We start from the raw sequence: 9,023 nt of genomic DNA on the forward strand, positions 1-9,023 counted from the left end.
CTCGCTGTTTTTATCAACTATTCACGCTTTTATATAAGGCAGCGCTCGGTAAGCTGGTGATACTTTCAGCTGTCGAGTGTTCAATATGTCCTCTTTGTCGGTTCGTGATGCCATTCCTGTTTTGACGCCTGAACAGAAAGGCCTGTTTTTCGAGTTAATTAAAAACAATACACCGGACTGGTTGTTGGCGGCTCCCGGTGAGTTGCGTCATAAGCTCTATCAAAGCTTGATTGCCAGTCATCGCTCTCAGAGTGAAACCGGCAAGTCGCTGAGTAGCCTGAAGTCACCGCAAAGCTTCTGTGCGCCGCTGCTTGCCAAGGCGATGGCTGACAAGTTGGGTGAACCGCTGGATATCAATGGGGTGATCTTTCAGCACGTACGCTCGACCTCCAGCCTGCTGGGGCTGCGCAGGAAACTGGTATTGCCGATCGACCGTGATCTGTTGAGCGCCGCCTGTGAAAACTTTGAAGCAAGTGAAACTCAGGCGACAAATTACAACGCAACTTCGCTGATTTACATTCCCGAAAAGATAACCGGGCGCGGACCTCGGATATTGCCGCTACAACCACACGAGTTTGCAACACTGTGTCGGACTCTGGATCTGGGCAAGCAGTATCAGACGCATCTTCGGGCAGTATTCGATGTTGATGCTGAAGTTAATCCATTGCGCAACAAGTGCATTGCCAATTGGCGGAATCGATTTGAAGTGGAAAGACATTTGGCACTGATGAAAAAATACATCAGTGCGGATGTACATCAGATGTTGCAGGCAGTAACAACTAACCAGAGTCCAATCAAACTTGGCCATAACACCCTGGGTTATCAGGGGCTGCAGATGTTCGGGGTGACGCTGGGCGGCGCGCTGTTCATCGGGCCGGTCAGTGAGCACGCCGACGACGACTACCGTTGCGTGGTCTACCTGCCGGGCGATCCATTACACCCGCTGAAGGAGTACGCCTCCTTCAGCGATTTCGAGAGGGAGTTGAGCGAGCGCCTGAAAAAGACGGCGTTCCGCAAGTTCTTCACCCGCTATATCAAGGTCCGTGAGCGCTTGCTCTGGGAGACGGAACTCGATGCCCGCCTGTATCCGCGCAGCAATTCGATGCTGCCACATGCCTCCGGCTATATCACGTTGTCCGGCATCGATTTCGTCGGTGATCCGTTCAGCATGACGTACCGCCAACATGCCGAGCAGACCCTGGCGGATGCCCGGTTGATGGTGGTTCCCACCGACGATGAAGACGAAAAAACCCGGCTGGCCCGACTGGATACCTACAAGACGATCGGCGTCGATCTGCTGCTGATGGCCGCATCGTTTATTCCCGTGCTGGGCGAAGTGTTGCTGGCGGCTACCGCGGTGCAGTTGCTCTGGACCGTCTATGAGGGCATTTCCAGCTGGACCCGGGGCGAGAAGGAGCAGGCAACGGATCACTTTTTCGATGTGGTCGAGAACCTGATCCTGCTGGCGGCGTTCGCGGCGGGAACACGGGCCGCGGGCGCCACGTTCAGAGTCGTTCGGTCATCGGCGTTCATCAAACGGCTGCGCATGATCAGCCTGCCCGCAGGCCAGGCCCGCTTGTGGAAGCCTGACCTCAGCGCCTATCGCCAGCAGCGCCTGCTGCCACAAGGCTTGCCACCCGATGAGCGCGGTTTGCGCTGGGTCGAAGGCCAGGCGTTCCTCACCCTGGACGCGCACCATTATGCCGTGCGCCCCAGGCCGCAGACCGAGTTGTGGGAAGTCCTGGCGCCGTCCGAGGTCGCCAACCGTTATTCGCCGGTGCTCGAAACCAATGGCAGCGGCGCCTGGCGCCATGACACCGAACTGGTGCAGGAGTGGGATCGCCTGACGCTGTTTCGCCGCTTCGGTTTTACCCGGGAACGAATCCCGGACGACGCCGCGTTGCGAGCCCTTGCCGTAAGCGGTGTCGAGGACAGCGTCCTGCGCCAGATTCACATTGATAACGGCCATCCTCCGGCGCTGCTCATCGATACGGTCCGGCGGTTTCGCGCCGACGCGACGGTGACTGAGTTTTTCGATCATTTGCAGACTCCGGCATCCGCGCCATTGGCAGACCCTGATCTGCAACTGCATGTGCTCACGACATTGGCGGGCTGGCCGGCCGACAGCGCTATACAAGTCGTCGACTCGGCAGGAATCCGGGGCAATGTCTACGGCGCACCAACGGCCACGACTTCCTTGCGAATCACCCAACAGGCACTGGACAAGGGCCAACTGTATTCATGGCTGTTGTCGACCCTCGAAACCCGGCAGCGTGAGACTCTGCTTGGTCTGACGACCACGGATGCGGGAGAGCAAAGCCGCAAGCTCCTGCAAATTGTCAGTGAGCAAGCTGAAAGCCTGCGGGTGCAACTGTTCCAGCGGGTCTACCGACGCAGCGAAGCAGCGAGCAATGGCCGAGCGCAATTGCTGCTCGACAGGTTTGCCGATCTGCCGGCCAGCGTGGCCGAAGAACTGGTGGGCGATGCATTGATTGGCGAGGCGCAGGAGCTGGATGCCGGCCGCATACCATTGCGTCTGGCACAGGAGGTGCGGCGTTATCTGCAGGCCATCGCGGTGTGTCGCGCCTATGAAGGCCTGTATCTGGACAGTGGCGGTGGTTACGACACCAACCGCCTGGTGCTCGACACCCTTGAGCACCTGCCAGGCTGGTCGGGCACCCCGTTGATTGAAATTCTCGAATGGTCGGGCAGCTACGGTAACGTCGCCTCGATCGGCCCGGTCGACGCCCGCGAACGAATGCTGGTCAATGTGCTGGCAGACCGGGTCAGCGTCTTCGATGGCACCGAGCATCCCCTGACTGAATTTGCCGGACGCACCCGCGCGCATTATTTTCAGGCGCTCTGGCACGGACTGTCGGCGCCGCGCAAAACCGCACTGGGCTTGCTGGCGGATGCCGGGGCCGAGGTGCTGCGCGAGAATATTACCCGGCTTGCTCTCCAGCGACGCATGACCTTTGCCGTGGCCATGGGCGATCGGCCCGGCGATTTTTCGCCGATGGGCCTGGCAGACCGTTCGCCGGCAGGGCCGGGTGCTCGCTCAAGTGCCAACATTTCAATCGCGGCGCGGCGTGCGCAGGAACTCTATCCGGCGTACGCTCCCGAGCAGATCCAGGCACTGCTCGCCACCCTGGGCAGCGACGAGATCGCGATTCTGATGAAGCTGGAAAAGCTGCGCCTGGAGTTTATAGGGATCCGCGAAACCCTGAGTCGCTGGGTGAGCGGGCAAACCTGGAGTGCCGGTACCGATCGCGTATGGCAACTCGTGCCACAGTCAGCCAAGCTGCGCGCCATGCGCACCATCATCCGCAGTTGGCGCAAGGAGCCCGGACGGCCCGGTGACGGATTGCCCGACAGCTTGTGCCTGGCGCCAGAGCCTCTGGGCGAGTTGCCGCTGATCGTCGGCGATTTCAGCCACGTCACCCATCTGGTGATGGACGGCGTGGCGCCTACGCTGGGGTTCAACGCTTTTTTGCAGAATTTCAGTCATCTGCGCAGCCTCTCGCTGCGGGAAAATCACCTGACGCAGCTGCCTCCGGCCCTGAACAACATGGCTTGGCTGACGGAGCTGGACCTGAGCAACAACCAGCTGCATTTGTCGTCCGTTTCGGCGTCTGCGCTGGAGCAACTGACCCGGTTGCGCGTACTTGACCTGGACCTGAATCCGCATCTTTCGCACGCCCCCGACGTCAGCTTGCTGGCTGATCTGGAAAGCCTGAAGTTGCGTGGCTGCGCCCTTGAGCAATGGCCTCGGGGCATTGCCGGATTGGCGCGGTTGCGTCTGCTTGATCTGCGCGACAACCAGATCACCGCGCTGCCAGCGGCGGCGTTCGATGGGCCGGCGGCGCTCAGCCGTGCCACCCGGCTGCATGGCAATCCGCTGTCGGCGGAAACGCTGCAACAGATTGCGACGTATCAGCAGGCGAACGGCGTCAGTTTCGGCGTGACGATTCCGACCTATCAGCGCTTGTCGCAACTGAGCATGGCGTTTGATGGCCAGAGCGCGCGGTGGCTGGTTGGCAGCCCCGAGGCCGAAGCGGCACCGCGCCGCACCACTTGGGACGCGGTGCGGGCGGCGTCCGGCTCGCGGGATTTTTTCAATGTACTGGCGCACTTGGTTCATACGGCCGACTACACGCAGATTTACCCCTACTTCAGCCAGCGGGTATGGAATGTGGTAGAGGCGGCAGCCGAAGATGCGCGCTTGCGTACGGAGTTGTTTCGTACCGCGCGGGCCGGGGCCATCAGTGTCGATGGCTATTCGGCGGTGTTCAGCGAGATGGAGGTTCAGGTCTTGTGTTTTCGGGCCAGGCTGGCGGCAGGACTGGGCGGCGCGCCGCTGGAGTGGCAACTGACGCATCTGCTCAGGGGGTTGTTTCGCCTGCAGGAGCTGGAGGAGCGAGTCCTGGCCGATATCAACAGTCGCCACCAACCGGGGGTTCACGAACAGGCGCTGGAGTACAGCCTGGCCTACCGCGTGGGGTTGGCCGAGCGCCTGAATCTGCCGGGCCAGCCACACGCGCTGAGCCGTCCCTTGCAAGTCGAAGTGTCGCCGGCGGATCTGGATGAGGTGTATCAGGCCGTCATGCGCGTCGAGCGCACTCGTGCATTCTCCGACTGGTGCAGCGGCCAGCGGTTCTGGATCGAGTTTCTCGAATCCACCCAGGCGCCGTCCTTCGCTGCCGTCAGGGAGCGCAGTGCGCAGGCATTGGCACAACTGGAGGGGCAGGCAGGGCTTTCCCGTGAAGCGGCGGCGGTGCAGATGAATGCAATCCACGACAACTTCCGCAACGAACGTCAGGCGTTGCTTCGCCGGCTCACCGAGGAGGCCCTGGCGCGCAACCCGGTCAATGAAGTTGCAGGGAGCCGCGATGTTGATGAAGAGGCGTCAGTCTGACTGAGCTTCGAAGGGCAGGGGAAGAACGCCTTGAGCAACGGCTCAAGGCGTTTTCGATCAGCGGCGACGGAACAGCGGCAGCGGTTCGTCAGTGGCGGCCTGGTAGGTCACCGAGAAGTCTTTCAGGCTTTCCAGTGCATCGTACGGGTCCTTGTCGGCGCGCAGGGCGAACGCATCGAAACCGCAACGGCGCATGTAGAACAGCTGGTCGCGCAGCACATCGCCAATCGCCCGCAGTTCACCTTTGAAACCGTAGCGGTCACGCAGCAGGCGGGCGTTGGAGTAGTTGCGGCCGTCGGTGAAGGCCGGGAAGTTCAGGGCAATCACCTGGAACTGCGCGACATCGTCCCCGATTTCCTCGGCTTCTTCATCGGCATCCAGCCAAACGCCCAGCCCGCCGTCGCGGGCCTTGAGCGCGTGAGCATGATCACGCCACAGGGCCAGCGGCACGATCAGGTCGTCGCAGTTGGAGATACCGTCGAGGGTCGCGTCCTTGGGCAGCAAGTGCCAGGTTTCGTCGACCACCTCGTTGTTCTTAATGATTCGCTGCATAGACGCGTTCCTTGAAGAGGTCGATGCCAATACGCTGGTAGGTGTCGATGAAGCGCTCGTCTTCGGTGCGTTGTTCAACGTACACGTCGATCAGCTTCGAGATCACGTCCGGCATGTCGTCCTGGGCGAAGGACGGGCCGAGGATCTTGCCCAGGCTCGCGTCACGGCTGGCGCTGCCGCCGAGGGACACCTGGTAGAACTCTTCACCTTTCTTGTCCACCCCGAGGATGCCGATGTGGCCGACGTGGTGATGACCGCAGGCGTTCATGCAACCGGAGATGTTCAGGTCCAGCTCACCGATGTCGAACAGGTAGTCCAGGTCGTCGAAACGGCGCTGGATCGATTCGGCGATCGGGATCGATTTGGCGTTGGCCAGGGAGCAGAAATCGCCACCCGGGCAGCAGATGATGTCGGTCAGCAGACCGATGTTCGGCGTGGCGAAACCGCTTTCACGCAACTCGCCCCAGAGGGTGAACAATTGGCTCTGCTCGACGTCGGCCAGAATGATGTTCTGCTCGTGGGACGTGCGCAGTTGACCGAAGCTGTAGCGCTCGGCCAGATCGGCGACGGCGTCCAGCTGCTTGTCGGTGATATCGCCCGGAGCAACGCCGGTCGGTTTCAGCGACAGGGTCACGGCCACATAGCCCGGCTTCTTGTGCGCCAGGGTGTTGCGCGAGCGCCAGCGGGCAAAGCCAGGGTGTTCCTTGTCGAGTTCGGCCAATTGGGCAGTCTGATTGTCCAGAGCCTTGTAGTCCGGGTCGACGAAGTGCTTGGCAACGCGATGCAGTTCGGCTTCGGTCAGTGTGGTCTGACCACCGCGCAGGTGTTCCATCTCGGCATCGACTTTCTGCGCGAACACTTCAGGGGTCAGCGCCTTGACGAGGATCTTGATCCGCGCCTTGTATTTGTTGTCGCGACGGCCATAGCGGTTGTACACACGCAGGATGGCGTCGAGGTAGCTCAACAGGTCCTGCCACGGCAGGAACTCGTTGATGAACGCACCGACCACCGGGGTACGGCCCAGACCACCGCCGACCAGTACGCGGAAACCCAGCTCGCCAGCGGCGTTGTGTACCGGCTCAAGGCCGATGTCGTGGACTTCGATGGCCGCACGGTCAGCGGTCGAGCCGTTGACGGCGATCTTGAATTTGCGCGGCAGGTAGGCGAATTCCGGGTGGAACGTGGTCCACTGACGGACGATCTCGCACCACGGACGCGGGTCGATCAGTTCGTCTGCAGCGACACCGGCGAACTGGTCGGTGGTGACGTTGCGCAGGCAGTTGCCGCTGGTCTGGATCGCGTGCATCTGCACGGTGGCAAGTTCGGCGAGGATGTCCGGGATGTCTTCCACCGCCGGCCAGTTGAACTGCACGTTCTGCCGGGTACTGATGTGGGCGTAGCCCTTGTCGTAGTCACGGGCAATCTTGGCCATCATGCGCACCTGACGCGAGGTCAGTTGGCCGTAAGGCACTGCCACGCGCAACATCGGCGCGAAACGCTGGATGTACAGGCCATTTTGCAGGCGCAGGGGGCGGAATTCTTCTTCGCTCAGCTCACCTGCCAGATAGCGTCGGGTCTGATCACGGAACTGCTTGACGCGGTCCTCGATGATCCGCTGATCGTACTCGTCGTATACGTACATATAAGTCCTGTTCTCAGGCTTTGGGCTACTCGGAAAACGCTGCGTTTTCGCTTGCTGGAGTCCGATGGTGCCTCTGCAATTACGCGCGCACGGCCGCGCACTCCCTAACGGAGCCGGGGCAATATACCCGTTTGCAGTTATGCGCAAAAGTGATGTTTGAGTATATGTAAAGAACCAAATCGCCTAACGAGAATGGTTGTTGATTAACCCACATTTGTCGCGGGGACAATCATCGTCTTAACTGTGATCGAGTCTTTCTGCAATCACCGATAAAACCGACAAGAGGCGATGCAATGAGCAATCCGACCAAGGCAAAAAAAAGCGATAGCAGTGTCGATGCGTGGGCCATTCTGTTCCTGATCATTCTCGTAGTAGGGACGGCGGTATTCTGGGTCAGTCATCAGTAAACGACCGATTCGGGCCTGCTTCCGACGATTGTCGGACAAAAAACGGGATCAGGCGTCAGTAGCCGCTGATTCGGGGGCTATAATGCGCGGCCATTTTTCCCCGGGCCCGAATCATTCATGTTGAAGTTTTTCCACCTCAGTCTCCTGCTGCTCGGAGCGGTTTTCGGACCCGCGGCCCGGGCTGAGTCGGTGCTGTTCCTCAATCCGGGTACCACCCAGGAAGCGTTCTGGGTCAGCTATTCGCAATTCATGCAGGCGGCGGCCCGGGACCTGGGCGTCGACTTGCAGATCCTCTATTCCCAGCGCCAGCCGGAATTCACTTTGGCCCAGGCCAGAGTTGCCCTGCAGGGACCGAATCGTCCCGACTATCTGGTGTTCGTCAACGAGCAGTACGTGGCGCCCCAGATCCTGCGTATGGCGGAGGGCAGCGGGGTCAAACTGTTCATGGTCAACGCGGTGCTGACCGCCGATCAGCAGGCGCTGATCGGGGAGCGGCCTGATCGCATCGGCAGCCTGGTGCCCAATGACGAGGAGGGCGGCTACCTGATGATGAAGGAGCTGATACGCCTGCATCCGCCCGTGGCACGGGGTGAGTCGATCGAGGTGCTGGCATTCTCGGGCCTGAAGATCACCCCGTCGGCGCAATTGCGCGAACGGGGCATGCAGCGCGCCCTCGCCGAACATCCCCAAGTGCGGCTGCGGCAACTGGTCTACGGCGAGTGGACACAGCAGCGCGCCTACGAACAGGCACGACAACTGGTCGGCCGTTATCCGAACGTATCGCTGGTGTGGTCGGCCAATGACGAAATGGCGTTCGGCGCAATGCGCGCGTTCGCCGAAGTGGGCAAGGTGGCGGGCAAGGATGTGCTGTTCAGTGCGGTCAATACCTCGTCCGAGGCGTTGCGCGCAGTGGTCGATGGACGCTTGAGCGCGCTGGTGGGCGGACACTTCACCCTCGGTGGCTGGGCGCTGGTGGAGTTGCACGACTATGAGCAGGGCGTCGATCTGGATCTTCATGGCGGGCGTGACCGTCAATTGCCGCTGCTGCAACTGATCGACAAGCGTCAGGCTCGGCAAATACTGGCCATGGGCGCTTCGCCGGATTACGGTGTGAGTTTTCGCAAACTGTCCGCCAAGGGGCGCCCCGCGTCCTATCGCTACCCGTTCAACCTGCAGACCCTGATGCACTGAACCCTGTCACACCCCGGCAAAGTGCAGCACCAGCTTGACGATGGCAAACAGCGTCAAGGCAAACATCGCGGTAAACAGGATACCCAGCAGCACGAAATGGCTGGGTTTGCCATGAGTGAAGTCACGTGCCCGGTTTTTCCCGCTCTGCACGCCGAACGCCGCGGCCATGACGCTGTGCAGCATCTGCCAGAAGCTCGGTGGCTTGTTGTCGACTGGATCGTCCATAAATCCCCCGTCTCAAAGGCTGTTCCGACAGCATAGTCAATGCGCCGGTTTGTGCTGCGTCGGCGAAGTGTCCGGTAACAAACGGGTGTCA

Annotated in this window: 5 protein-coding genes; 2 read left to right on the forward strand and 3 right to left on the reverse strand. The window is 60.6% G+C overall.

The annotated features are described in order from the left end of the window. The first annotated feature begins 85 nt into the window (after positions 1-85). Complete coding sequence (locus NTD85_RS24265) at positions 86-4,915, forward strand: dermonecrotic toxin domain-containing protein (RefSeq protein WP_315975173.1); 4,830 nt, start codon at positions 86-88, stop codon at positions 4,913-4,915. 57 nt (positions 4,916-4,972) lie between these two features. Here NTD85_RS24265 and NTD85_RS24270 read toward each other — a convergent pair whose 3' ends face one another. Together NTD85_RS24270 and NTD85_RS24275 are read right to left on the reverse strand one after the other, a co-directional pair. Next, complete coding sequence (locus tag NTD85_RS24270; protein ID WP_047598609.1) at positions 4,973-5,467, reverse strand: DUF934 domain-containing protein; 495 nt, start codon at positions 5,465-5,467, stop codon at positions 4,973-4,975. Further along, entirely contained in the window at positions 5,451-7,109 is a 1,659-nt protein-coding gene (locus tag NTD85_RS24275) for a nitrite/sulfite reductase (RefSeq protein WP_201137453.1), read from the reverse strand. Before NTD85_RS24275 ends, NTD85_RS24270 begins: the two co-directional genes overlap by 17 nt. Positions 7,110-7,633: 524 nt before the next feature. On the opposite strand from NTD85_RS24275, the gene NTD85_RS24280 reads away from it, so the two are divergent. Next, a complete protein-coding gene (locus NTD85_RS24280; RefSeq protein ID WP_262143403.1) occupies positions 7,634-8,707 on the forward strand; it encodes an ABC transporter substrate-binding protein in 1,074 nt (357 codons plus the stop codon). 6 nt (positions 8,708-8,713) lie between these two features. Here the strand turns inward: NTD85_RS24280 and NTD85_RS24285 are convergent, their stop codons facing one another. Next, complete coding sequence (locus tag NTD85_RS24285) at positions 8,714-8,932, reverse strand: DUF2970 domain-containing protein (protein ID WP_003225504.1); 219 nt, start codon at positions 8,930-8,932, stop codon at positions 8,714-8,716. Between the last annotated feature and the right edge of the window lie 91 nt (positions 8,933-9,023).

Source organism: Pseudomonas sp. 13B_3.2_Bac1, from assembly GCF_025466205.1.
Taxonomy (GTDB): Bacteria; Pseudomonadota; Gammaproteobacteria; order Pseudomonadales; family Pseudomonadaceae; genus Aquipseudomonas; species Aquipseudomonas fluorescens_H.